Below are 24397 nucleotides of genomic sequence, written 5' to 3'. Positions count from 1 at the left end.
CGACTCACTCCCCCACCGAAGACGCCGGCGACACCGGCACCGCACGCGCGAAACCGCCGTCCACCATCAGATTCGCCACCGTCTCCAACTCCGGCGGATTGCCCGCGAGCCGGGACAGGAACTGGTCGAAGTCGTCCCCGCACGGCAACAGCAGCCGCTGCACACGCTCCGCCGGTGTCCACGACGCATCGACGTCACGCGCGTCGTCGTACGCGCAGAACCAGACCGAACCGGCCCGGTCACCCTTCACCTTCACTGCCAGCAGACCGCCCTGCACGAAACCGACGCCCAGGTAATCCTTCGTCAGGTGGTCACGCAGGCACTTGTTCACGTACACGAGGTCATTGACCGCCGCCTCGTCGCGCACCGTGAAGAACGGCTGGTCGACCAGCAGCCCCAGCGGCGCGTCGAGCGCCGCACCCACCGGCGCACAACCGCCCGCCGCCTTCAGGAACGACCGGTAGGAGCCGGGCAGCCGGTACCCCAGATCCTCCTCGACACCCTGCACCTGCTGCTCCGTCACCGCCACCGACGACTTCGGCAGCCCGAAGTGCGCCGGACGCGTCTCCTGCAACGGCCGCGTGCCCCGCTTGTTCTGATCGACGTTCGCCGTCGCGATCCCACCGTGATGCCGCAGCAGCGCCTTCACCTCGACCGGCACCAACTCCAGGCGCCGGGTGCCCCGAACGTGATGCCACGTCCAGCCGTGCGGCGTCGCCACCGCCGGAATCGTGTCCCACAGATCGTGCCCGGACGCCGCCAGCGCCGCGTTCGCCGACACATAGTCCGTCAGCCGCAACTCGTCCACGCCGAAACCCTCCGGCGGCTCCGCGATCTCCGCGGCCGCACGGGCGTAGTGCGAGAAGTCGGGGTAGCCGTGCTCGTCGACCCGTACCCCTCTCGGGTGACGGGCAGCCCTCACCGGGTCCGGAAAGCGCACGACCTGCCCGGCATAAGCCGCGTTCGGCGGCGCGGCTTGTCCCCCAGCCTGGCGGCTGGGCGGTGCCCCCAGCCCGAGCCGACCTGTCGTCATGGCGGTTTCCCCCTGCGGCGTTCTGTCTGGCCTCTAAGGCGATGGATCGCGGATGCCGACAGCCTATGCGGTACGGCGACACCGGTCACCGGGCCTCGGTTCCGCACCCGAAGGCCACCCGCCGCCACCGTGACCAGCCGTCACCCCGCCGTGACCGTACGCCCGAGCCCTGGCGTGTCGCAGCGCCCCAGCTTCCGCAGCAGCCATGGCATTTGGCAGTCTGTGTCCTCCCAGGGGGGATGCAAGGGAGGGGAAGACGATCATGACCGCGACACAAACAGGCACGTCGGGAGACCCACGCGTCGACTGGAGCGGCACCGAGGCCGCCCCCACCCCCACCCTCCGCCACCGCCGCGACGGCATACTCCCCACCGTCGCCGCCGCCCTCTCCGTCCGCGGCGCCACCCTCACGGGCACGGCCGCCCGCGGCGACCAGCCACCCGTCCTGCACCCGCTCGTCCAGGACTTCCTCGACACCCTCGCAAGCGGCCAGCGCGACCGCTTCACCGGCCGCTGCGCCGAAGCGATCCTCATCTCACGGCACATCGCCGCCGCCGACGCCGCCCGCAGCAAACGCGCCGCCCGCAAACCCATGACCAACGGCGAAGCCCGCAAAGCCCTCAAACAGGCCAAGCTCACCGCCCGCCGCATCCGCGAGGACGGCGACCCCCTGCACGGCAGCTTCGCCGCGCCCTGCCGCGCCTGCACCGCACTCAGCGACCACTTCGGCGTACGCATCGTCGACCCCACGGCGCAGGACTGACCCAACAGTGCAGGACCAACCCCCCAACTCCCCCCACACGACGGCGCCCGCGCCGGACCATGACACTCGACGAACGAAGGGCAGATGCACACCGACCGCTCCTCCTCCCCCAAGCTCTCGGCTCCGCTCCAGCAGGGGGCACCCCCATCACGCTTCTCCGTCCCCGTCGACACCGCACTGCGCGCCGCGGGCTGGCAACCGGGCCGCTGGGACATAAAGCAGGCGGAAGTCTGGGCCGACACCCTCCGCGGCCACGAATCCCCCGCAGGCCACCGGCACGCGGTCTTCCCCGCGGCCGTCGAGGCGTGGGCGGAGTTCGGCGGCCTGCACATCACCGCACAGGGACCCGGCCGCCGACTCGCCCCCTCCGCCCTCCACCTGGACCCCCTGCACGGCCTCCACATGGCCCGCACCCTCGGCGACCTCGGCCGCGCCCTCGACACCGAGGTCTGCCCCCTCGGCGAAGAGACCGACAGCCGCGCCCTGCTCGCCATCGACACCGAAGGCCGCGTCTACGCCCTCGACCACACCGGCGACTGGTACCTCGGCCCCGACATCGACCACGGCCTCACCGCGCTGCTCACCGGAATCGAACCGGTACGGCTCACGGCCGGCTGACGGCGAGGGACGTAACGCCGGCCCATGAGGTCCGAGGTCGCCTCACGCCGCCTCGGCCGGAATCACCGCCGACACCCGGAAGCCGCCCGCATCCGTCGGCCCCGACACAAAGACACCGCCGAGCGCGCCGACCCGCTCCTTCATCCCGACCAGGCCATTGCCCCCGCTCGGCAGCCGGGCGGCCTCCGCCGAACCGGGCTCGGGCGGCGGCTCGTTCTCCACCTGCATCGCGATCTCCGCCGAGCGGTGCGCGAGCCGCACATGTGTCTTCGCACCCGCCGCATGCTTGTGCACGTTGGTCAGCGCCTCCTGCACCACGCGATACGCGGTCTGTTCGACCACACGCGCGTACGAACGCACCTCACCCTCCACCGACAGCTGCACGACCATGCCGGCCGCAGCCGACTGCCCGATCAACTCCTCCAGCTCGGCCAGACGCGGACCGTCGGCGGAGTCGTCGACGGCCCGGGACGCGGCAGCCGCAGCCGCCGCCCCGACGGCGGCGAGCGGCACGGCGGTCCGCGCGGACCGCGCCACGAATCCCTCCCCCGTCCGCAGCACACCGAGCATCTCACGCAACTCGGTCAGCGCCTGCCGCCCCATGTCCCCGACCAGAGCGGCATTCTTGACAGCCTTCTCCGGATCCTTCCGGGCGACAGCCTGGAGAGCGGCCGCATGCACCACCATCAGACTCACCCGATGCGCGACGACGTCATGCATCTCCCGCGCGATCCGCGTCCGCTCCTCGTTCCGCGCCCACTCGGCCCGCTCCTCCGCCCGCTCCGCGAGCAGCATCAACTCCCGCTCCAACGAGTCCGCACGCTCCCGCAGACTCTCCATAAGCCGCCGCCGGGCACCCACGTACAACCCCAGCAGCACCGGAGGAGCGGTCATACCGATCGCCGTGGTCACGGACAGAAAGGGAATGAACCCGCCCGCGATCGCCAGATCCCCGCGGACCATCCCCTGATGCGCCCGCACATAGGTCACGATGAACATCCCGACGAACGACATCCCCGCGAGCGCGCCGATGATCCGCCGGGGCAACTCGGACGCGGCAAGCGTGTACAACCCGACGAGACCCAGCAGAAACCCCATCTGGGCCGGTGTGATCGCGATCGAGACGAGGACGACGGCGATGGGCCACTTGCGCCGCAGCAGCAGCGTGACCCCCGCGAAGAGCCCGAACACCATCCCGACCGGAACGGGCAGCCCCGCGTCCCGCGAGAACTGGATCCCCTCCAGCGCACACTCCGCGGCGGACGCCGCCGCGAGCGATATGTCGAGCACGGCACTGCGCCACCGCGCCCACCACCAGGGACCGTCCCCGGCCCCGGTGTGGACTTCCCCCGTCGTGGTCATGCGTCCAGCCTAAGGGCGGGGGGCCGGGGTTTTCCGGCGAGTTTCCACTGCTGCGTCACACCACGCTGCATAATCGAACAGATTCGAAACTCGCCGGAATCGCTCGAACTGTTGAATCGCTCATTGTTCGACCCCGGACGCCCGCATTCCGCCCGGACGGTATACCCAGGGCACTCGCACAAGGCAAGTACGCGGACTTCGAGGGGCTGAGGGAGAGGGCGGTGGCGCTGCGGCGCGGCGGCTACGGCCTTCGGCAGATCCGCGACGAACTGAAGATCTACAACAACGACATCCTCAACCAGCTGGTGAAGGGGGAGCCGCCACCGGAGTGGACGAAGCACCCAACGGCGAAGGACCACCTGCGGACGAGGGCACGGGAGCTGCGGCTCCAAGGCTGGACGTACGACCGGATCGAGGCGGAACTCGGGTGCTCGAAGACTCGGTCTCGCTGTGGGTGAGGGATCTCCCGAAGCCGGAACGCAAGCGCAGCCGAGAGGAAGCTGTGGCGATTGCCCGGCGGGGCCGGGAGGCGAAGCTGCGCATCCGGGACGAGGAGCGGCAGCGAACCAAGGACGCGGCCAAGCGGGCGATCGGCAGCCTCTCAGCCCGCGAGCTGTTCCTTGTGGGTGTGAGTCTGTATTGGGCCGAGGGCGGCAAGGACAAGCCGTATGCCCGCCGGGAGCAGGTCACCTTCGTCAACAGCGATCCGGGAACGATCAAGGTCTTTCTCGCCTGGCTCGACCTCATGGGGGTCGAGCTGCAGCACCGACGCTACGCCGTCATGATCCGCGAAACCGCGGACGTCGCAGAGGCCGAACGGTACTGGGCCGCTCTCGTCGGCGCCGACAGCTCGGCGTTCAACAAGACGACGCTCAAGAAGCGCAACCACAAGACGGTTCGCAAGAACATCGGCGACACCTACCGGGGCTGTTTGGTGATCAAAGTCCTGAAGGGAGCCGACTTGTACCGTCGCATCGAGGGGTCTCGGTACGGCATAGTGTTGGGTGCCAACTCGGCGATCTAGCCGAATGTCCGGTATAGCCGAGTTCCTTCCCCCATGGTGTAACCAGGCAGCACTGAGGGTTTTGGTCCCTTAAGTTCAGGTTCGAATCCTGATGGGGGAGCTGCTCGCGTCCGGGCCCCGACAGCACCGTCAGGGCCCGCTCTCATGTCTCCTCAGAAACACCCCGGTATCCTGCGGATGTCCACCCCAGCCCCCTGAAGCCGAAGGGCATCCCCGTGAGCGCCAACCGCCCGGCCGCCGTCGTTGTTCTCGCAGCGGGTGAGGGCACCCGTATGAAGTCGGCCACACCCAAGGTTCTGCACGAGATCTGTGGCCGTTCCCTCGTCGGGCATGTGCTCGCCGCCGCGCGCGAGTTGAAGCCCGAGAACCTCGTCGTGGTCGTGGGCCACGCCCGGGAGCAGGTCATCGCCCATCTCGCCGGGGTCGACCCGGATGTGAGGACGGCCGTCCAGGCAGAGCAGAACGGCACCGGCCACGCCGTCCGGATGGGCCTGGAGGAGCTGGGCGGGTCCGTCGACGGAACCGTCGTGGTGGTGTGCGGCGACACCCCGCTGCTCACCGGCGAAACGCTCCGGCAGCTCGCCGGCACACATGAGGAGGACGGCAACGCCGTCACCGTGCTGACCGCCGAGGTGCCCGACGCCACCGGTTACGGCCGTATCGTCCGCGACGGCGACACCGGTGCCGTCACCGCGATCGTCGAGCACAAGGACGCGAGCGAGGCCGAGCGGGCGATCAAGGAGATCAACTCTGGGGTGTTCGCCTTCGACGGGCAGTTGCTCGCCGAGGCGCTCGGGAAGGTCAGGACGGACAACAGCCAGGGTGAGGAGTACCTCACCGACGTCCTCGGGATTCTGCGTGAGGCCGGGCATCGCGTGGGGGCCTGCGTGGCCGCCGACCACCGTGAGATCGCGGGTATCAACAACCGTGTGCAGCTGGCGGAGGCCCGTCGCATCCTGAACGACCGGCTGTTGGCGGACGCGATGCTCGCGGGAGTCACGGTCGTCGACCCGGCCACCACCTGGGTCGATGTGACGGTCACTTTCGAGCAGGACGCGGTCGTGCACCCGGGGACGCAGCTCCTCGGCTCGACGCATGTCGGGGAGGGCGCCGAGGTGGGCCCCCATTCCCGGCTCAAGGACACCGAGGTGGGTGCGGGGGCGCGGGTGGACAACACCGTGTCCGACGGTGCCGTCGTAGGGCCGCAGGCCTCTGTGGGCCCGTACGCCTATCTCCGTCCCGGCACGCGGCTCGGCCTCAAGTCGAAGGTCGGCACGTACGTGGAGACCAAGAACGCCTCCATCGGTGAGGGCACGAAGGTGCCGCATCTGTCGTACGTGGGGGACGCGACGATCGGTGAGTACACGAACATCGGCGCGGCGAGTGTCTTCGTGAACTATGACGGACAGGACAAACACCACACGACGGTGGGGTCTCACTGCCGTACTGGTTCGGACAACATGTTTGTGGCTCCTGTCACGGTCGGGGACGGTGCCTACACGGCTGCCGGCTCTGTGATCACGAAGGATGTGCCGCCCGGTTCGCTGGCCGTGGCCCGTGGTCAGCAGCGGAATATCGAGGGTTGGGTGGCTCGTAAGCGCCCTGGGAGCGCGGCTGCGAAGGCGGCCGAGGCGGTTGCCCGGGAGCCGGAAGGCGAAGCCTGACCGGAATCAGGCGCGTCTGACACGGCGTACCGTGATAAGTGCACACACCCGCACCCCCACCAGCTGAGACGGTCGTCCGCATCCAGCCGTGACGGTCGCTCGACACCGAGCTGAGATCACCTCTGAGGAGACAGTGCTGTGACCGGGATCAAGACGACCGGCTTGAAGAAGTTGATGTTCTTCTCCGGCCGCGCCCACCCCGAGCTTGCCGAGGAGGTCGCCCACCAGCTGGGTGTCGGGGTCGTCCCGACGAAGGCCTTCGACTTCGCCAATGGCGAGATCTACGTCCGTTACCAGGAGTCCGCGCGTGGTGCCGACTGCTTCCTGATCCAGAGCCACACGGCTCCGATCAACAAGTGGGTCATGGAGCAGCTGATCATGATCGACGCACTGAAGCGTGCGTCGGCGCGTTCTATCACCGTGATCGTGCCGTTCTACGGTTACGCACGGCAGGACAAGAAGCACCGTGGACGTGAACCGATTTCGGCGCGTCTGATCGCCGATCTGATGAAGACGGCGGGTGCGGACCGGATATTGACGGTGGACCTGCACACGGATCAGATCCAGGGCTTCTTCGACGGCCCGGTGGACCACCTGTTCGCGCTGCCGCTGCTGGCGGACTACGTGGCCCAGAAGGTGGACCGTGACAAGCTGACCGTCGTTTCTCCGGACGCGGGTCGTGTGCGCGTGGCCGACCGCTGGTGCGACCGTCTGGGTGCGCCGCTGGCGATCGTGCACAAGCGGCGTGACAAGGACGTCGCGAACCAGGTGACGGTTCACGAGGTCGTCGGTGAGGTGAAGGGCCGGGTGTGCGTCCTGGTCGACGACATGGTCGACACGGGCGGCACGATCTGTGCGGCGGCGGACGCGCTGTTCGCGCACGGCGCGGAGGACGTCATCGTGACGGCCACGCATGGTGTGCTCTCGGGGCCGGCGGCGGATCGCCTGAAGAACTCGAAGGTGAGTGAGTTCGTCTTCACGAACACGTTGCCGACGCCGGGTGAGCTGGAACTGGACAAGATCACGGTGCTGTCGATCGCGCCGACGATCGCGAGCGCGGTGCGCGAGGTGTTCGAGGACGGTTCGGTGACGAGCCTGTTCGACGAGCAGTGATGATGCTCCGGTAGAGATCGTTTTTGGTGCGGCCTCCCGCCCCGAGTAGACTGCAGCAGTTGCTCGGCGAGGGAGGCCGTACTCATGGGGTATGGCGGTCCGTAATCGACGCGCTCTTCGTAGCAGGCCGTTCGTGGCCGGGTGACTCCGTCCGTTTTCTGGTTTCTACGAGGAGTGATCATGTCCGAGGTGAAGCTCACCGCCGAGACGCGCACCGAGTTCGGCAAGGGTGCCGCGCGTCGTATCCGTCGTGCCAGCAAGGTCCCGGGTGTCCTGTACGGGCACGGCTCGGCTCCGCTGCACCTGACCCTTCCGGGCCACGACCTGCTGCTGGCGCTGCGTACGCCGAACGTTCTGATCTCCCTGGACATCGACGGCAAGACCAACGAGCTGGCGATCCCGAAGTCCGTGCAGCGTGACCCGCTGAAGGGCTTCCTGGAGCACGTCGACCTGCTGCTGGTGAAGCGCGGCGAGAAGGTCAACGTCGAGGTTCCGGTCCACGCCGAGGGCGAGCTGGCCCCGGGTGGCAACCTGCTGGAGCACGTGCTGTCCGCGCTGCCGGTCGAGGCCGAGGCCACGCACATCCCCGAGGCGTTCACGGTCTCGGTCGAGGGTCTGGGGGCCGGTGCCTCGGTCCTCGCCAAGGACATCGCTCTGCCGTCGGGTGTGACCCTGGCGGTCGACGAGGACGCGGTGGTCCTGCAGGTCCTGGCCGCGCAGGCAGAGGAGGCTCCGGAGGGCGAGGAGACCGAGGGCGAAGAGGCCGCCGAGGCCTGATCCTCACTGTCGTCGTTTCGTCGGCCGCTGTTCCCGCGAGGGGCAGCGGCTGGCGCGTATCAAGGAGACATGGACGTGACCACCCCGGCAAACGCCCCCTGGCTCATCGTGGGCCTCGGCAATCCCGGACCCGAGTACGCCAGGAACCGGCACAACGTGGGGTTCATGGTGGCCGATCTGCTGGCCGAGCGGATCGGGGGGAAGTTCAAGCGGGCGGGCAAGGCGCAGGCGCAGGTCGTGGAGGGGCGGATCGGTCCGCCGGGTCCGGCGAACCGTCGTGTGATCCTTGCGAAGCCCATGTCGTACATGAACCTGTCGGGCGGTCCGGTGAACGCCCTGCGGGACTTCTACAAGGTGCCCGTGGCGAACGTCGTGGCCGTGCACGACGAGCTGGACATCGACTACGGCACTCTGCGTCTGAAGCTGGGCGGCGGCGACAACGGCCACAACGGGCTGAAGTCGATCACGAAGGCCATGGGTGCGGACTATCACCGGGTGCGGTTCGGCATCGGGCGTCCTCCGGGGCGTATGCCGGTCGCGGATTTCGTGCTGAAGGACTTCTCGTCGGCGGAGCGCAAGGAGCTGGACCACTTCGTGGACCGTGCGGCGGACGCGGTGGAGTGTCTGGTCGCAGAGGGTCTGGAGCGGGCGCAGAGCGTATACAACTCGTGACGCGGGCCGTGAGGCGGCATTCCGGGTGGGAGTGCTCGGCGGTGGCGTCGGGGTGGGCGGTTCCGCCGCTCGCTGATGTCATACCACTCCCGACTTGTCCACCCACCGGTCCTGGCCGGAGTTGACCGGGCGCGCAGGCATGGCCAAGGATCGCGGCCATGCCTTCTGCCGTCTCCTCCTCCCCGGGTGCTGTCGCGGTGCTGCGGTTCGGGCGGCTCGCGGCGACGGGTACGGTCGCCGCGCTGATCCTGATCGCCGGCGTCTGGGGTTCCTGGGGCACCGCGCAGTACGTGATGCTGACCAAGGGCCGTGACCGCGGCACGATCGAGGTGGCCCGGTGCGGGGCGGAGACGTGCAGTGGTCCGTTCACGCCGCTGTCGGCCGGGGCGACGGCGCGCCGGAGCGTCGTGATCGAGAAGACGGTCGCGGTGAAGCAGGGGCAGACGTACGCGGTCGTCGTGAAGCCCGGCTCGGACGACGTCGTGCGCTCGGGTCCGGCGGGGATCCTGTACGCGTGGGTTCCGCTGGGCGGGGCGCTGTTGCTGGCGTCGGTCGTGGTGGCGGGAGGCCTGCGGCTGACGAGTGCGGCGTGGGTGCTGGCGGGGGCGGGGGTCGCGCTGCTGACGGCTGCTTTCGTGGCGTTGTGAGGGGGTTCGGAGGGATTCCACGTTTGTGGAGAGATGGTTTGTTCTCTGCTCGTGATTGACCGCTCGTCGGGTTGGGCTGGATGCTGAGCCGCCCCCTCCACATCTTCCCATTCGCATCTCGAAGATGGACCTGCCTCATGCGTACCCTCATCCGCGCCGGCGCGCTGACCGCCGGCGTTTCGGCCGCGCTGTTCCTCGCGCCGGCCGCGCACGCCACCGCTCCCGGTGACAACGGCACGGTGAAGATCCACGACGCCAGGACCGGCGAAGAGCTCCGCCGCAACGAGCCGCACGTCTGCACGTTCTATCTGGACGCCTTCGGTTTCGACGGCGCCCAGAAGGTCGACTGGCACATCGAGGCCTGGGCTCCGACGGCCGCCACGAAGGGCGAGACCGTGAAGACCGGTGCCCTCACCCTGGATGCCGAGGGCCACGGCCGTACGGAGGACCTGTCGCTGCCCGACGGTCACTACAAGCTGTTCTGGAACTTCGACGGCGAGAACGGCGCCGCCAAGCCCAAGGTGTTCTGGACGGACTGCAAGGGCTCCGAGGGCGGTGGCGGTACGACGCCGTCCGCCTCCGTCTCGCCCTCGTCCTCGGCCGGTGCGACCGCCTCCCCGAGTTCGTCCTCGGGTGAGGGCGGGACGAGTCCGTCGGCCGCCGCGTCCCCGTCCGCGCAGGGCGGCAGCGGTGACCTCGCCGAGACCGGCAGCAGTGCCCCGGTCGGCCTGCTGTCGGCCGCCGCGGCCGTGTTGGTCGCCGCGGGCGGCTACCTGGCCTTCCGCCGCCGCAGGGCCACCCAGGGCTGACGTGCATGACGGTGCCCCCGTGCTCGTACGAGTGACGAGTACGGGGGCACCGTCGTGTGCGGGACGGATCAGCCGGTGTTGCGCAGGCCGGCCGCGACGCCGTTCACGGTGAGCAGCAGGGCGCGGGACAGCAGCGGGTCGGGCTCGGTGCCGGCGGCCGCCGCGTCGCGCTGGCGCTTGAGCAGGGCGACCTGGAGGTAGGAGATCGGGTCCAGGTAGGCGTCGCGGATGGCGAAGGTCTGCTTGAGGACCGGCTGGGCGTCCAGCAGTTCCTTCTCGCCGGTGACGCGCAGGATCTCACGGACCGTCCGCTGGTGTTCGGCCTCGATCGCGGTGAACACGTGCCTCAGCTCGTCGGGGACGAGGGTGTCGACGTAGTGGCGGGCGATCCGCAGGTCCGTCTTGGCGAGGGTCATCTCCACATTGGAGATGAAGTTGCGGAAGAAGTGCCACTGTTCGTGCATCTCGTCGAGCACGGTGTCGAGGCCGGCTTCGCGCAGTGCCTTGAGGCCGGATCCGACGCCGTACCAGCCGGGCACGATCTGCCGGGACTGGGTCCAGCCGAACACCCAGGGGATGGCCCGCAGACCGTCCAGCCCGGCCCCCGAGTCCGGCCTCCTGGAAGGCCGGGATCCGAGGTGGAGGTCGGCGAGCTGGTCGACGGGGGTGGAGGCGAAGAAGTAGGCGGGCAGGTCGGGGTCCTGGACCAGCTCGCGGTAGGCCGCGTGGGCCGCGTCCGACACCACGTCCATGGCCGCGTCCCAGCGGGCGAGGGCCTCGACCGACTGGCGGGGGGCGGTGTGCAGGGCGGAGGCCTGGAGGGTGGCGGCGACCGTGAGTTCCAGGTTCTCGCGGGCCAGGGAGGGGATGAGGTACTTGTCGGAGATGACCTCGCCCTGCTCGGTGACCTTGATCTCTCCTTCCAGGGTCCCCCAGGGCTGGGCGAGGATCGCGTCGTGGGTGGGACCACCGCCGCGGCCGACGGTGCCGCCGCGGCCGTGGAAGAGGCGCAGCCGTACGCCGTAGCGGTGGGCGACGTCGCGCAGGCGGCGCTGGGCGCGGTGGATCTCCCACTGGGAGGTGGTGATGCCGCCGAACTTGGAGGAGTCGCTGTAGCCGAGCATGACCTCCTGCACGTCGCCGCGCAGGGCGACGAGACGGCGGTAGGACGGGTCGGCGAGCATGTCCTCGAGGAGGGTGTCGGCGGCCTTGAGCTCGTCGGTGGTCTCCAGCAGCGGGACGATGCCGATCTTCGCCCACCCGGCGTGGAGGTCGATGAGGCCGGCCTCGCGGGCGAGGACGGCGGCGGCGAACACGTCGTCGGCGCCCTGGCACATGGAGATGATGTAGGACTCGATGACCTCGGGGCCGAAGACCTTCAGGGCCCGCTTGACGGTCTCGAACACCCCGAGGGTCTTGGCGCCGGCCGCGTCCAGCGGGGCGGGCGTGGGGGCGAGGGGCCGGCGCGAGCGCAGCTCCTTGGCGAGCAGCTTGTGGCGGTACTCGCGCGGCATGTCGTCGTAGCGCCAGGACTCCTCGCCGAGCCGGTCGAAGAGCTGACCGAGGGCGTGGTGGTGGGCGTCGGCGTGCTCGCGGACGTCCATGGTGGCGAGCTGGAGGCCGAAGGCGCCGAGGGTGCGGATGGTCCGGGCGAGCCGGCCGTCGGCGAACAGGCCGCCGCGGTGGGCGCGCAGCGAGGTCTGGATGAGTCTGAGGTCGTGCAGCAGTTCGGCGGTGCCGAGGTAGTCACGGCCGGGCTCGTGCTGGGTGCCACGCGCGAGGCGCCGCTTGGTGTTGACGAGCTTCTGGCGCACGCAGGTGGCCTTGAGGCGGTAGGGCTCCTCGGCGTTGAGGCGCTTGTAGCGGGGGCTGATCTCGGGGAGCAACTCCAGGTCGGCGCGGAGGGATTCCAGCAGGTCCTCGGTGGCGCCGGTGTAGCGGATGGACTGGGAGAGCAGGCCGCGCAGCTCGTCGATCATCTCCAGCGCGTCGTTGATGCCGTGCTCGTGCTGGAGGATCAGCACCTCCCAGGTGACATCGGGGGTCACGTTGGGGTTGCCGTCGCGGTCGCCGCCGATCCAGGTGCCGAAGGTGAGGGGGCGGGTCTCGTCGGGCAGCTTGACACCGACGCGCTCCAGTTCGGCGGTGAGGTCCTCCAGGACGTCGCCGACGGCGCCGGCGTGCAGCTCGTCGAGGTAGTAGATGGCGTTGCGGGCCTCGTCGGCGGGCTCGGGGCGCACGACGCGGAGCTCGTCGGTCTGCCAGACGAGGTCGATGTTCTCGGCCAGGCGGGTGTCGTGGCGGCGGCGGTCGGACTCGATGACGGGGGTCTCCAGGAGCGCGGCGATGCGCCGGAGCTTGTTGAGGACCGAGCGGCGCGCGGCCTCCGTCGGGTGCGCCGTGAACACCGGGCGGACGTTGAGGTGCTTGACGCTCTCGCGCAGGTGTTCGGGGTCGGCATCCTTGAGCCGGTCGGCCGTACGGGCGAGGAGTCCGCCCTCGGCGGCGCGCTTGGCGCGCAGTTCGCGGCCCCGGTGGACCTGCTCGGTGACGTTGGCCAGGTGGAAGTAGGTGGAGAAGGCGCGCACCAGCTTGGCGGCGGTCTCCAGTTCGGTGCCGCGCAGCAGCTCCGCGGCTGCCTCGCCGTCCTCCCGGGTCAGCCGGCGGACCCGCTCGACCAGCTCCAGGAGCTCGGGGCCCTCCTGGCGGACGAGAGTCTCGCCGAGCAGATCACCCAGTCGGCGGATGTCGGCGCGCAGCTCACTGCTGGTCGTCGTGGTCTGGTCGTCGGCACTGCTCACAGGTGCGGCTCCTTGCAGTGTTGAAGCTCGTCTGGGAGGGGACCCGGACGGGTGCCGCGCGGCGGGTGCCGCATACGGACCGGGCATCCGGGAAGAAAACAGAGCGGACCGCGCTGTCCGACCGACTCCAAGGATAGGTGTCCGGGCGGACGCGCAGTCTCCCGGGCTCTTGCCGCCGGGCGACGCGCTGCCATACTTACGACGCCGTAGGTTACGGAACCGTAGGGTCTTCCGTCAGCTCCCGGGAGCACTGTGGACCGTATCCGGGCACCTGCCTCAACCCTCGACCCCACAGGGGACGCCCCCATGACCACAAGCTCCGATGTGATTGAAGACGCCCCCCAGGCGAACGACGACACCCCCCTGCTCTCCGCCACGCTGGGCGGTGAGCAGAAGCGCTCGATCGAGCAGATCGCCCTGCTGCTGTTCATCACGGTCCCCTTCCTGGCGCTTCTGGCGGCGGTGCCGCTGGCCTGGGGATGGGGCGTGAGCTGGCTCGATCTGAGCCTGATGGTCTTCTTCTACTTCCTGGGCTGCCACGGCATCACGATCGGTTTCCACCGCCACTTCACCCACGGTTCCTTCAAGGCCAAGCGGCCCCTGAAGATCGCCCTGGCGATCGCGGGCTCGATGGCCGTCGAGGGCCCGCTGGTGCGCTGGGTGGCCGATCATCGCAAGCACCACAAGTTCTCGGACGCCGAGGGCGACCCGCACTCTCCGTGGCGATTCGGCGAGACGCTTCCGGCTCTGGTCAAGGGCCTGTGGTGGGCCCACATCGGCTGGCTGTTCGACGAGGAGCAGACGCCGCAGGACAAGTACGCCCCTGACCTGATCAAGGACCCGGCGCTGCGGATGATCTCCCGGCAGTTCGTCCTGTGGACGGTGGGGTCCCTGGCGCTGCCGCCGCTGATCGGCGGGCTGGTCACGATGTCCTGGTGGGGCGCTTTCACGGCATTCTTCTGGGGGTCACTCGTCAGGGTGGCGCTGCTGCACCATGTGACCTGGTCGATCAACTCGATCTGCCACGCGGTGGGCAAGCGCCCGTTCAAGTCGCGCGACCGCTCCGGCAACGTCTGGTGGCTGGCGATCCTGTCCTGCGGCGAGTCGTGGCACAACCTGCACCACGCGGACCCGACCTCGGCGCGGCACGGCGTGGAGCGCGGCCAGCTGGACTCCTCGGCGCGGATCATCCGCTGGTTCGAGCAGTTCGGCTGGGCGTATGACGTGCGCTGGCCGTCACGCTCGCGTATCGATTCCCGCCGCAGCACCGACGGGAACGGCTCCCGGCGCAGGAAGGCGACCGCCGACGCGGCATGATTGACGCGTGGCGACCGACTCCTCCAGCACCCCCAGCAACGAAAAGCCGCGGCGCACCCGCCGCACCCGGATGACCGGTGCGGAGCGCCGCCAGCAGCTGCTGGAGATCGGTCGCACGCTGTTCGCCGCCAAGGGGTTCGAGGGCACGTCGGTGGAGGAGATCGCGGCGAAGGCCGGGGTCTCCAAGCCGGTGGTGTACGAGCACTTCGGCGGCAAGGAGGGCCTGTACGCGGTGGTGGTGGACCGCGAGATGCGGCGCCTGCTGGACATGGTGACCAGCTCGCTGACCGCCGGGCACCCCCGTGAGCTGTGCGAGCAGGCGGCCTTCGCGCTCCTGGACTACATCGAGGAGTACACCGACGGTTTCCGCATCCTGGTCCGCGACTCCCCCATCCCGCAGTCGACGGGCTCCTTCGCGTCGCTCATCTCGGACATCGCCACGCAGGTGGAGGACATCCTGGGCCGCGAGTTCAAGAGCCGCGGCTTCGACCCGAAACTCGCTCCCCTGTACGCGCAGGCGCTGGTGGGCATGGTGGCACTGACGGGCCAGTGGTGGCTGGACGTGCGCCGCCCGAAGAAGGCCGAGGTCGCCGCGCATCTGGTGAACCTGGCGTGGCACGGTCTGGACGGTCTGGAGCCGAAGCCGCGGCTGATCGGGCACCGGAAGAGCTGAGGCGCGGGGTGCGTGATCACCCTATGTGATGACCTTTGTCGGTCTCGGCCGCTACGGTGGGTACACGGTCCGAGAATCCCGTTCATGGGAGGAATCACCATGTCTGCCGAGCCGTTCGCCGCACACGAGTCCGAGCCCGGCATCCACCTGCCCGTGCCGCCGCCCGAAGGCTTCACGGTCGATGATCTGTTCACCCTGCCGGACCTCCCGCCGCACACCGAGTTGATCGACGGGAGCTTCGTCTTCGTGAGCCCGCAGCGAAATTTCCACATGCTGATGATCTACTTGCTGGCTCACGGGCTGCGGCTGACGGTACCCGGCCATCTCAAGGTCAAGCATGAGATGACGGTGGTACTCGATCGTCGCAACGCTCCTGAACCGGACATCAGCGTGATCCGTGCGGACGCGGACACCGGACTCGAGCAGACCCGGTTCGATGCGGAGGACCTGGTACTCGCCGTGGAGGTCGTGTCCCCGGACTCCGAAGCGCGCGACCACGACGCCAAGCCCCTGAAGTACGCGGCCGCCGGGATCCCTCATTTCTGGCTGGTCGAGATGGCCGAAAGCGATCAGCACCCGGTGGTCCGCACCTACGAGCTGGACCCGGTCAACAAGACCTACGCGCTCACCGGCATCCACCACGACAAGCTCGAACTGTCTGAGTCGTTCGCCATGGACATCGACATCACGATGGACGCTCTCAGGCGTCTGTAGACATCGGCTCCAGGAACTCCAGCCGGTTCCCCACCGGGTCCTCGGAGTAGAAGCGCCGGTGCCCCGGCAGGTCGTCGTCCCAGGCGACCGTCGCTCCGTGCTCGGCGAGCCGCGCCGCGTACGCCTCGATCCCCGTGACCCGCAGCCCGGGGTGGGCCTTCTTCGCGGACCTGAAGTCCTCCTCGATCCCCAGATGCAGCTGCACCACCCCCGCCTGGAACCAGCAACCCCCGCGTGCGGCCGGCACCGGCGGCTTCGCAATCTCGGTCATGCCGAGGACGTCGACGTAGTACGCCCGCAGCCGGTCCTCCGAGCCGGGCGGGGCCGCGAGCTGGACGTGGTCGACGGCGGCGAGCACCGCTCACGCCTCCTTCGTGGCGACGGCGAAGATGCGCCGGAACGGGAACACCGTGCCGTGGTCCGTCGCGGGGTACGCCTCCCGCAGGGCCGTCCGGTAGTCGGCGAGGAACTCCTCCGCCTCCTCGCCCAGCTCGGTGAGGATCGGCCGCAGTCCGGTGCCCTTCACCCAGTCGAGGACCGGGTCCTCGCCCTGAAGCAGATGCAGGTACGTCGTCTCCCAGACGTCGGCCGTGCAGCCGGCAGCGGTGAGGTGCTCCAGATAGGCCTCGGGGGTGAGCACGGCGTCGTCGTGGCGCAGGGTGTCGGCGAGGCGGTCCTTCCAGCGGGCCGAGTGGGCGATCTCGCGCATCAACTGATGGCTGGGGGAGTCGAAGTTGCCGGGGACCTGGAAGGCGAAGGTGCCGCCGGGGGCGAGGGCCGCGATCCAGTCGGCGAAGCGGTCGGCGTGTCCGGGCACCCACTGCAGGGTGGCGTTGCTGATGATCAGGTCGCATGGCTCCGCGGGCGTCCAGGTGCGGGCGTCGGCGTGGGCGAAGTCCAGGCGGCCACCGCCCCGGATGGGGCCCTCGTGGTCAGTGTGGGCCTTGTCGAGCATCTCACGCGAGTTGTCGTACCCGGTGATGTGCGCGGTGGGCCAGCGGTCGGCGAGCAGGACGGTGACGTTGCCCGGTCCGCAGCCCAGGTCGGCGATCCGGGGCGGGTCGCCGGGGAGTCCGGGGACACGGGCGAGCAGGTCGGCGAAGGGGCGGGCACGATGGCCGGCGTGGCGAAGGTACTGACCGGGGTCCCAGGTGGGAGTGGTGGCAGGCATGGGTGTGGCCCTCCTCGAAGTCACCGGATGTCACGGCCGAGTTGTGGTCCCGGTTCTCCCAGGCTCACACCTCAGTCATCTCGACGTCAAGAGACTTGATATCAAGAGACTTCATGTCGACACAACCACTACACTGATCGTCATGGAGGACGAGGTCGATCGGCTGGTCGCGGCGTGGCGCCGGGAGCGCCCGGACCTCGACGTGGAACCGCTCGAGGTGCTCAGCCGGGTGAGCAGACTGGCCCGGCACCTGGACCGCGCACGCCGGCTGGCGTTCGCCGAGCACAGCCTGGAGCCCTGGGAGTTCGACGTTCTCACCGCGCTCAGGCGGGCCGGCAACCCCTATCAGCTCTCCCCCGGCCAGCTGCTGACACAGACGCTGGTCACCTCCGGCACGATGACGAACCGTATCGACCGCCTGGCGAAGAAGGGCCTGGTCGAGCGGCTGCCCGACCCCAGCGACCGCCGGGGCGTGCTGGTGCGCCTCACCGACGAGGGCCGGGACCGCGCGGACCAGGCGCTCGCCGGACTGCTCGACCAGGAGCGCGCGATCCTGTCGGAGCTCAGCTCGGCCCAGCGGGGTGAACTGGCGGCACTGCTACGCCAGCTGACCGCCCCGTTCGACAACATCCCCGGTTAGGTCGACCGGTCCGACCCCGGCGCGGCGGGCGAGGGCGACGGCGGCGAGGGTGGAGTGGACACCCAGCTTGCCGAGGACGTTCTGCATATGGGTGCGGACGGTGTGCGGGGAGAGGAACAGCCGCTCCGCGACGGCCTTGCGGCCGAGCCCGGCGACCATGCAGCGCAGCACCTCCCGCTCCCGGGGCGTCAGGGACTCCACCAGCCGCTCGCTCTCGGTGCGGTGCTTACGGGCCGCGGTCAGCTCGCGCAGCACCCCGGTGAGCAGGGCGGGCGGAAGATGTGTCTCGTCCCGCAGCACACCCCGGATGACCGTCAGCAGCCGGGACAGCGAGCAGTCCTTGGCGACCCACCCGGACGCGCCTGCCTGCAGGGCCAGGGCGGCGCGGCGCGGGTCGTCCTTCTCGGCGAGGACGACGGTCCGCACGCTCGGCTGCCCGGAGCGGACCCCGGCGACGAGGGAGATGCCATCGACGAGTCCGTCCTCGTTGCCCTCCTGGACGGGGACCGCAGGGCGCGAGCCCGGGACGTTGCCCCCGAGGTCCGCGTCGACGAGCATCACGTCGAATCTGCGGCCCTCCGCGGCCGCCCGCTCGAGGCAGCGCAGCGCGGCCGGACCGCTGCCGGCTGCGGACACGTCTACGTCGGGTTCGGCCGCCAGGGCGGCGGCGAGCGACTCGGCGAAGATGCGATGGTCGTCGACGACCAGGACTCGGATGCGAACCACTGAAACCCCCACTGCTCGGGGGACGACCGGCGCGGGTACGGCGCCCTGAGTGCTCCCGGTGCTTCACCGGGACAGGGCGACGCAGCCGCACGGCCGCCGCCGTGCTGGAACTGCTACCCCCACTCCGGGCGTCGTACCCGACTGTCTCGCCCCCTGATCAGCACCGGCCCCCACCGGCGCTGTTCACAGGGTAGGGCCAGGGGGCGGGAGCGGAAGGAAATTTGCAGAACTGGTTGGCCGGCGCGTTTATGGTGAGCCGCATGTTTCGTATCGAGACAGAAGTCGACAAGGAGCGGCGGGATCTGCTCCGCGCTCGGCTGCGCGAGACGAACACGGCGGCGTCCCCGGTGCTGTGCGCGCTGCGCGGAACCCCTGGCGAGCGCGAAGTACCGCTCCACGTCTGGGCGTTGGACGAGGTCGGCGATCTGGCGGGCGGACTGGTCGGCCACACCTGGACGACGTGGCTGCACGTCACGTACCTGTGGGTGGACGACCGCCACCGCGGCGGGAGACTCGGCACCCGCCTCCTGGCCGAGGCGGAGCGCGTTGCGTACGAGGGGCGCGGTTGCACGGCCGCGCGCCTGGAGACATGGGACTTCCAGGCCCCGGAGTTCTACAGGAAGCAGGGTTACAAGGTGGTGTGCGTGATCCCCGACTACCCGCCGGGGATCACGGAGTACACACTCACCAAGCAGCTGGGCTGAGCCGACTCAGCCCGTCCGGCCCCTCGGGACGAGACCGGTCGGGGCCGAAAGGGGGTCTGGGGGCGCGGCCCCGGCCCCCAGGATCGACGGTCAGCTCAACCGCCGGGCGCCGGCCGACGGCGCCGCCGGGAATACGCGAGGCGCCGTATAGCCCGCGGCAGCGAACGCCTCCTCGACCGCCTTCGTGATCGTGTCCGCCTCGGCGGCCTCGGCCAGGACGATCGCCGAACCGCCGAAGCCGCCGCCCGTCATCCGGGCGCCGAGCGCGCCGGAGGCGTTCGCCGTGTCCACCACCAGGTCCAGTTCCGGGCAGGAGATGCGCAGGTCGTCCCGCAGGGAGACATGGCCGTCCGTCAGCACGGGGCCGATCGCCCGGACATCGCCCGCGTCCAGCAGGGCGACGACCTCGTCGACGCGGTGGTCATCGCAGACGACGTGACGCACATAGCGGCGCACCCGCTCGTCGGACAGGCGCGCGAGCGCGGCCTGAAGATCCTCGTAGGCGACGTCCCGCAGATGCGAGACCCCGAGCTGCCGTGCGCCCTCCTCGCACCCCTCGCGCCGCTCGGCGTACGCCCCGTCGCCCAGCGCGTGCTTCACCCGGGTGTCGACGACGAGCAGCGCGAGGTCCTGGGAGGCCAGGTCGAAGGGGATCTGGCGGGTGGTCAGATCGCGGCAGTCGAGGTGCAGGGCGTGGCCCTCGGTGCTGCACGCCGACGCCATCTGGTCCATGACACCGCACGGCACGCCCACGAAGTCGTTCTCGGCGCGCTGGGCGAGCCTGGCCAGCTCGGGGCGGGTCAGGCCGAGGTCGTACAGGTCGTTCAGCGCCAGGGCGGTGACCACCTCCAGCGCCGCCGACGAGGAAAGCCCCGCGCCCGTCGGCACCGTAGAGGACAGATGGAGGTCCGCGCCGGTGACCGCGTGGCCCGCCTCCTGCAGCACCCAGACCACACCCGCCGGGTAGGCGGCCCAGCTGGTGTTCGTCAGCGGCTGCAGCTCGTCCACATGCAGTTCGACGATCGGACCCTCGATGTCCGCCGAGTGCAGACGCAGCACGCCGTCGGTGCGGCGCGAGACCGCCGCGACCGCCGTGTGCGGCAGCGCGAAGGGCATCACGAACCCCTCGTTGAAGTCCGTGTACTCGCCGATCAGGTTGACCCGGCCCGGTGCCGCCCAGACGCCCTCGGGAGCCGTCCCGAACAGCTCCTCGAAGCCCTCACGTACGCCCACCTACTGCTCCCTTGCGTTGCTTGCGATGTGCCGCGCGAACTCCCACGCGTCCGCGACGATCCCCGCGAGGTCCGCGCGGGACGGGTTCCAGCCGAGCCGCTCGCGGGCCGTGGCCGCGGAGGCGACCAGGACCGCCGGGTCGCCGCCCCGGCGCGGGGCCACGACCTCCGGGATCGCGTGTCCGGTGACCTGGCGCACCGTCTCGATGACCTCACGCACCGAGAAGCCGTTGCCGTTGCCGAGGTTGCAGATCAGGTGCTCGCCGGGGGTGGCGGCGTCCAGCGCCAGCAGGTGCGCCTCGGCCAGGTCCGCCACGTGGATGTAGTCACGGATGCAGGTGCCGTCCGGCGTCGGGTAGTCGTCGCCGAAGACGGAGATCGCCTCCCTGCGGCCCTGCGCGACCTGGAGCACGAGCGGGATGAGGTGGGATTCCGGGTCGTGCCGCTCGCCGCAGCTGCCGTAGGCCCCCGCCACGTTGAAGTAGCGCAGGGACACGGCGCCCAGGCCGTGCGCGGCGGCCTCACCGGTGATCATGTGGTCGACGGCCAGCTTCGAGGCGCCGTACGGGGAGGTCGGCGCGGTCGGGTCGGTCTCGGTGATCGGGGTGTTGACCGGCTCGCCGTAGGTCGCCGCGGTGGAGGAGAAGACGAGCTTGCGCACGCCCGCCTCACGCATCGCGCCGAGCAGCGCCATGGTGCCGCCGACGTTGTTGTCCCAGTACCTCTCGGGCTTCACGACCGATTCGCCGACCTGCGAGAACGCGGCGAAGTGCAGGACCGCGTCGTAGGACGGGTCCAGCCATTTGGCGGCGTCGCGGATGTCGCCCTCGACGAAGGAAGCACCGGCCGGCACGCCCTCGCGGAAGCCGGTGGAGAGGTTGTCGAGGACGACAACCTCGTGCCCCGCCTCCAGCAGGTGCTGCGCGACCACGCTGCCCACATAGCCCGCGCCGCCGGTCACCAGGTACTTCCCGCTCATGAACTCGCTACCTCTCGCAGTCGCTGGGCCGCGGCTTCCGGCGGCACGTCGTTGATGAACACATTCATGCCGGACTCGGAACCCGCGAGGAACTTCAGCTTGCCGGAAGTGCGGCGAATGGTGAAAAGCTCGAGGTGGAGCGCGAAGTCGTCCCTGGTCACCCCCCCGAACGCGTCCAGCGTGCCGAACGGCGCCTGGTGCCAGGCGGCGATGTACGGCGTCGGAGGCTCCCCTTCACCGAAGATCCGGTCGAAGCGCCTCAAGAGTTCCAGATAGACCTGGGGAAACTCTGTGCGTGCCGCCTCGTCCAGCGCGAGCAGGTCGGGCACGCGTCGGCGGGGGTAGAGGTGGACCTCGTACGGCCAGTGCGCCGCGTACGGCACGAAGGCCACCCAGTGTTCTCCCTCGAGGGCGACCCGCTCGTCGGCAAGCTCGCTTTCCAGGACGGCGTCGAAGAGGTTCTCGCCGCCGGTCGCTTCCTTGTGGGCGGCGAGCGAACGAAGCATCAGGGCGGTGCGCGGGGTGGTGAAGGGGTAGGCGTAGATCTGACCGTGCGGGTGGCCGAGGGTCACGCCGATCTCCCGGCCCCGGTTCTCGAAGCAGAAGACCTGCTCGACTGCGGGCAGGTGGGACAGCTCCGCGGTGCGGTCGGTCCAGGCATCCAGGACCAGGGCCGCCTGTTCCTCGGTGAGGTCGGCGAAGGAGGCGTTGTGGTCCGAGGTGAAACAGACGACCTCGCAGCGGCCGGAGTCACCGGCGAGGGAGGGGAAGCGGTTCTCGAAGACGACCACGTCGTACGAGGAGTCGGGGATCTCGCTCAGTCTCTCGCCCTGGGAGGGACACAGGGGGCACTCGTCGGCCGGCGGGAGGTAGGTGCGGCCCTGTCGGTGGGAGGCGATGGCGACGGAGTCGCCGAGCAGCAGGTCGCGGCGGATTTCGGAGGTCGTGACGGTCCGCTCCAGCGGCCGGCGGTCCACCGCGTCCCGCACGGCGTCGTCGCGCAGGTCGTAGTAGATGAGCTCACGACCGTCGGCCAACCGGGTCGAGGTCTTCTTCACGACAACTTGCCTTTCTGCTGCACTGCCGGACTCGTCATCCGCACCCGAAACCACTCATCAAACATAACTCAACACAACAAACCACAATGCATCACCAGCGTCAACATCACAATCAAACAAAGAGCATCATCAGAAGTGTTCAAAGATCGAACGCGGAGGCGTAGGTTCCGCTCTGTTTGGTTTACGCAACGAAGCGAGTGCTTATGCAAACCCCCACATATCTCGCCGTCGGGCTGCGGCTCCCCACGAACGGGCTCGACTACACGATCCTCGGGATCTACTTCGCCGTCGTGCTGGGCATCGGCTTCGCCGCCCGCCGCTCGGTGAAGACCAGCCTCGACTTCTTCCTGTCCGGGCGCTCACTGCCCGCCTGGATCACGGGTCTGGCGTTCATCTCGGCCAACCTGGCAGCCACCGAGATCCTCGGCATGGCCGCCAACAGCGCGCAGTACGGTGCCTACACCGTGCACTGGTACTGGATCGGCGCCATCCCGGCCATGGTCTTCCTGGGCCTGGTGATGATGCCCTTCTACTACGGCTCCAAGGTCCGTTCGGTCCCCGAGTTCCTGCTGCTCCGCTTCGACAAGGGTGCGCATCTGCTGAGTTCGATCCTGTTCGCCTTCGCCGCCATCCTGATCGCGGGCGTGAACCTCTACGCCCTCGCGATCGTCGTCGAGGCGCTGCTCGGCTGGCCGCAGTGGGTGGCGATCGTGGTCGCCGGCTTCTTCGTCCTCGCGTACATCACCCTCGGCGGTCTGTCGTCCGCGATCTACAACGAGGTCCTCCAGTTCTTCGTGATCCTGGCGGCCCTCATCCCGATCACCGTGCTCGGCCTGAAGAAGGTCGGCGGCTGGGGCGGCCTGACCGACAAGCTCACCGCGGCCCACGGCCCCGACTTCGTCACCGCCTGGGGCGGCACCGGCATCGGCCACACCAACCCCCTGGGCGCCAACTGGCTGACGATCGTCCTCGGCCTCGGCTTCGTGCTGTCCTTCGGCTACTGGACGACCAACTTCGCCGAGGTGCAGCGCGCACTGTCCGCGAAGAACCTGTCCGCCGCCCAGCGCACCCCGCTGATCGCCGCCTTCCCGAAGATCTTCATCGTCTTCCTGGTGATGATCCCGGGCCTGGTCGCCGCGGTCCTCGTGCCGAAGTTCGGTACCCCGGCCTCCGGCCTGCAGTACAACGACGCGATCCCGTACCTGATGCAGGAACTCCTGCCCAACGGCGTGCTCGGCATCGCGGTGACCGGTCTGCTGGCCGCCTTCATGGCGGGCATGGCGGCCAACGTGTCGTCCTTCAACACGGTGTTCACCAACGACATCTGGGCGAAGTACGTGGTCACGCACCGCGAGGACGCGTACTACGTGAAGTTCGGACGGCTCATCACCGCCATCGGTGTGCTGGCGTCGGTCGGCACGGCCTTCCTGGCCTCGTCGTTCTCGAACATCATGAGCTACCTGCAGACCCTGTTCTCCTTCTTCAACGTACCGATGTTCGTCGTCTTCATCGTCGGCATGTTCTGGAAGCGCGCGTCCAGGAAGTCCGGCTTCTGGGGCCTGATCGCCGGAACCACGGCGGCGATGGTGAACTACTTCGTCATCTACAAGCAGGGCATCATCGGCATTCCCTCCGACCAGGGCGCCAACTTCGTCTCCGCGATCGCCGGCTTCGTGGCCGGCGCCGTCGTGATGGTGGTGGTGTCCCTGTTCACCGCGCCGAAGCCGGCGGAGGAACTCCAGGGCCTGGTGTACGGCACCCGCTCCCCCGGCATGGCCGAGCCGCCCGCCGCGGGAGACGACGCCTGGTACCGCAAGCCGGCCCTGCTGGGCTGGGGTGCCGTCGTCCTCGCCGCCGCCTGCTACATCCCGTTCTCGCTCTGACCGCGGGAGGATTGAGA

General features: G+C 69.3%; 23 protein-coding genes and 1 pseudogene. 15 read left to right on the top strand and 9 right to left on the bottom strand.

Features of this window, described 5'->3' with window-relative positions:
* Window positions 1–4 precede the first annotated feature (4 nt).
* Complete coding sequence (locus tag ACZ3TS_RS13785) at window positions 5–1033, bottom strand: SMI1/KNR4 family protein (RefSeq protein ID WP_467617134.1); 1029 nt, start codon at window positions 1031–1033, stop codon at window positions 5–7.
* A gap of 262 nt (window positions 1034–1295) precedes the next feature.
* Between ACZ3TS_RS13785 and ACZ3TS_RS13780 the strand changes: the two genes are divergently transcribed.
* Both ACZ3TS_RS13780 and ACZ3TS_RS13775 read left to right on the top strand, forming a co-directional pair.
* Window positions 1296–1796: a YwqJ-related putative deaminase gene (locus ACZ3TS_RS13780; RefSeq protein WP_467617131.1), complete on the top strand. Its 501-nt coding sequence runs from the start codon at window positions 1296–1298 to the stop codon at window positions 1794–1796.
* 84 nt (window positions 1797–1880) lie between these two features.
* Window positions 1881–2414, top strand: coding sequence for an SUKH-3 domain-containing protein (locus ACZ3TS_RS13775; RefSeq protein ID WP_467617129.1), 534 nt, complete (start codon window positions 1881–1883; stop codon window positions 2412–2414).
* Window positions 2415–2456: 42 nt separating this feature from the next.
* Here the strand turns inward: ACZ3TS_RS13775 and ACZ3TS_RS13770 are convergent, their stop codons facing one another.
* Window positions 2457–3776 carry a sensor histidine kinase gene (locus ACZ3TS_RS13770; protein ID WP_467617128.1) on the bottom strand — a complete coding sequence of 440 codons (1320 nt, stop codon included), beginning with the start codon at window positions 3774–3776 and terminating at the stop codon, window positions 2457–2459.
* Between the two features lie 161 nt (window positions 3777–3937).
* Here ACZ3TS_RS13770 and ACZ3TS_RS13765 point away from each other — a divergent pair.
* From ACZ3TS_RS13765 to ACZ3TS_RS13735, 7 genes and pseudogenes are all read left to right on the top strand, one after another.
* A pseudogene (locus ACZ3TS_RS13765) lies at window positions 3938–4800 on the top strand (hypothetical protein).
* A 215-nt stretch (window positions 4801–5015) separates the two neighbouring features.
* Window positions 5016–6464, top strand: coding sequence for a bifunctional UDP-N-acetylglucosamine diphosphorylase/glucosamine-1-phosphate N-acetyltransferase GlmU (glmU, locus tag ACZ3TS_RS13760; RefSeq protein WP_467617126.1), 1449 nt, complete (start codon window positions 5016–5018; stop codon window positions 6462–6464).
* A 138-nt stretch (window positions 6465–6602) separates the two neighbouring features.
* Window positions 6603–7577, top strand: a complete 975-nt coding sequence (locus tag ACZ3TS_RS13755; protein ID WP_467617125.1) for a ribose-phosphate diphosphokinase — start codon at window positions 6603–6605, stop codon at window positions 7575–7577.
* A 180-nt stretch (window positions 7578–7757) separates the two neighbouring features.
* On the top strand, window positions 7758–8354 hold the full coding sequence (locus tag ACZ3TS_RS13750; protein WP_467617123.1) for a 50S ribosomal protein L25/general stress protein Ctc: 597 nt from the start codon (window positions 7758–7760) through the stop codon (window positions 8352–8354).
* A 69-nt stretch (window positions 8355–8423) separates the two neighbouring features.
* Complete coding sequence (gene pth / locus ACZ3TS_RS13745; protein WP_467617121.1) at window positions 8424–9026, top strand: aminoacyl-tRNA hydrolase; 603 nt, start codon at window positions 8424–8426, stop codon at window positions 9024–9026.
* Window positions 9027–9184: 158 nt separating this feature from the next.
* Window positions 9185–9673 (top strand): hypothetical protein, encoded by a 489-nt coding sequence (locus ACZ3TS_RS13740; RefSeq protein WP_467617119.1) that lies wholly within the window; start codon window positions 9185–9187, stop codon window positions 9671–9673.
* A gap of 137 nt (window positions 9674–9810) precedes the next feature.
* On the top strand, window positions 9811–10482 hold the full coding sequence (locus ACZ3TS_RS13735) for an LPXTG cell wall anchor domain-containing protein (protein ID WP_467617116.1): 672 nt from the start codon (window positions 9811–9813) through the stop codon (window positions 10480–10482).
* 68 nt (window positions 10483–10550) lie between these two features.
* Here the strand turns inward: ACZ3TS_RS13735 and ppc are convergent, their stop codons facing one another.
* Complete coding sequence (ppc, locus tag ACZ3TS_RS13730; RefSeq protein ID WP_467617114.1) at window positions 10551–13283, bottom strand: phosphoenolpyruvate carboxylase; 2733 nt, start codon at window positions 13281–13283, stop codon at window positions 10551–10553.
* A 306-nt stretch (window positions 13284–13589) separates the two neighbouring features.
* Between ppc and ACZ3TS_RS13725 the strand changes: the two genes are divergently transcribed.
* The 3 genes from ACZ3TS_RS13725 to ACZ3TS_RS13715 all read left to right on the top strand — a co-directional run bounded on the left by ACZ3TS_RS13725 (window position 13590) and on the right by ACZ3TS_RS13715 (window position 15987).
* The gene (locus ACZ3TS_RS13725; protein ID WP_467617112.1) at window positions 13590–14600 is read left to right on the top strand and encodes an acyl-CoA desaturase; all 1011 of its coding nucleotides are present in this window, start codon (window positions 13590–13592) and stop codon (window positions 14598–14600) included.
* 7 nt (window positions 14601–14607) lie between these two features.
* A complete protein-coding gene (locus ACZ3TS_RS13720; protein WP_467617109.1) occupies window positions 14608–15273 on the top strand; it encodes a TetR/AcrR family transcriptional regulator in 666 nt (221 codons plus the stop codon).
* 99 nt (window positions 15274–15372) lie between these two features.
* Window positions 15373–15987, top strand: a complete 615-nt coding sequence (locus ACZ3TS_RS13715; RefSeq protein WP_467617108.1) for a Uma2 family endonuclease — start codon at window positions 15373–15375, stop codon at window positions 15985–15987.
* Here ACZ3TS_RS13715 and ACZ3TS_RS13710 read toward each other — a convergent pair.
* A complete protein-coding gene (locus ACZ3TS_RS13710) occupies window positions 15974–16345 on the bottom strand; it encodes a VOC family protein (RefSeq protein ID WP_467617105.1) in 372 nt (123 codons plus the stop codon). The genes ACZ3TS_RS13715 and ACZ3TS_RS13710 overlap by 14 nt on opposite strands.
* Window positions 16346–16348: 3 nt before the next feature.
* Window positions 16349–17158 carry a trans-aconitate 2-methyltransferase gene (locus ACZ3TS_RS13705; protein WP_467617103.1) on the bottom strand — a complete coding sequence of 270 codons (810 nt, stop codon included), beginning with the start codon at window positions 17156–17158 and terminating at the stop codon, window positions 16349–16351.
* 142 nt (window positions 17159–17300) lie between these two features.
* Between ACZ3TS_RS13705 and tamR the strand changes: the two genes are divergently transcribed.
* Complete coding sequence (gene tamR / locus ACZ3TS_RS13700) at window positions 17301–17798, top strand: MarR family transcriptional regulator TamR (protein ID WP_467617101.1); 498 nt, start codon at window positions 17301–17303, stop codon at window positions 17796–17798.
* Here tamR and ACZ3TS_RS13695 read toward each other — a convergent pair.
* Entirely contained in the window at window positions 17757–18524 is a 768-nt protein-coding gene (locus ACZ3TS_RS13695) for a LuxR C-terminal-related transcriptional regulator (RefSeq protein WP_467617098.1), read from the bottom strand. The two genes, tamR and ACZ3TS_RS13695, sit on opposite strands and share 42 nt — an antisense overlap.
* A gap of 248 nt (window positions 18525–18772) precedes the next feature.
* Here ACZ3TS_RS13695 and ACZ3TS_RS13690 point away from each other — a divergent pair, with 248 nt between their 5' ends.
* On the top strand, window positions 18773–19228 hold the full coding sequence (locus ACZ3TS_RS13690) for a GNAT family N-acetyltransferase (protein WP_467617300.1): 456 nt from the start codon (window positions 18773–18775) through the stop codon (window positions 19226–19228).
* A 90-nt stretch (window positions 19229–19318) separates the two neighbouring features.
* Here ACZ3TS_RS13690 and galK read toward each other — a convergent pair whose 3' ends face one another.
* The 3 genes from galK to galT are packed head-to-tail and all read right to left on the bottom strand — an operon-like array spanning window position 19319 to window position 22497.
* The gene (gene galK / locus ACZ3TS_RS13685; protein WP_467617097.1) at window positions 19319–20461 is read right to left on the bottom strand and encodes a galactokinase; all 1143 of its coding nucleotides are present in this window, start codon (window positions 20459–20461) and stop codon (window positions 19319–19321) included.
* Entirely contained in the window at window positions 20462–21439 is a 978-nt protein-coding gene (gene galE / locus ACZ3TS_RS13680) for a UDP-glucose 4-epimerase GalE (protein WP_467617095.1), read from the bottom strand.
* Window positions 21436–22497 carry a galactose-1-phosphate uridylyltransferase gene (gene galT / locus ACZ3TS_RS13675; protein ID WP_467617093.1) on the bottom strand — a complete coding sequence of 354 codons (1062 nt, stop codon included), beginning with the start codon at window positions 22495–22497 and terminating at the stop codon, window positions 21436–21438. Before galT ends, galE begins: the two co-directional genes overlap by 4 nt.
* Before the next feature lie 203 nt (window positions 22498–22700).
* On the opposite strand from galT, the gene ACZ3TS_RS13670 reads away from it, so the two are divergent.
* Complete coding sequence (locus tag ACZ3TS_RS13670; protein WP_467617091.1) at window positions 22701–24380, top strand: sodium:solute symporter family protein; 1680 nt, start codon at window positions 22701–22703, stop codon at window positions 24378–24380.
* Window positions 24381–24397: the final 17 nt, after the last annotated feature.

The sequence above is a fragment of the Streptomyces sp. NPDC022910 genome, assembly GCF_055561075.1.
Note: the sequence above shows the minus strand (reverse complement) of the source record. Positions and strands in the feature narration are given on the sequence as shown.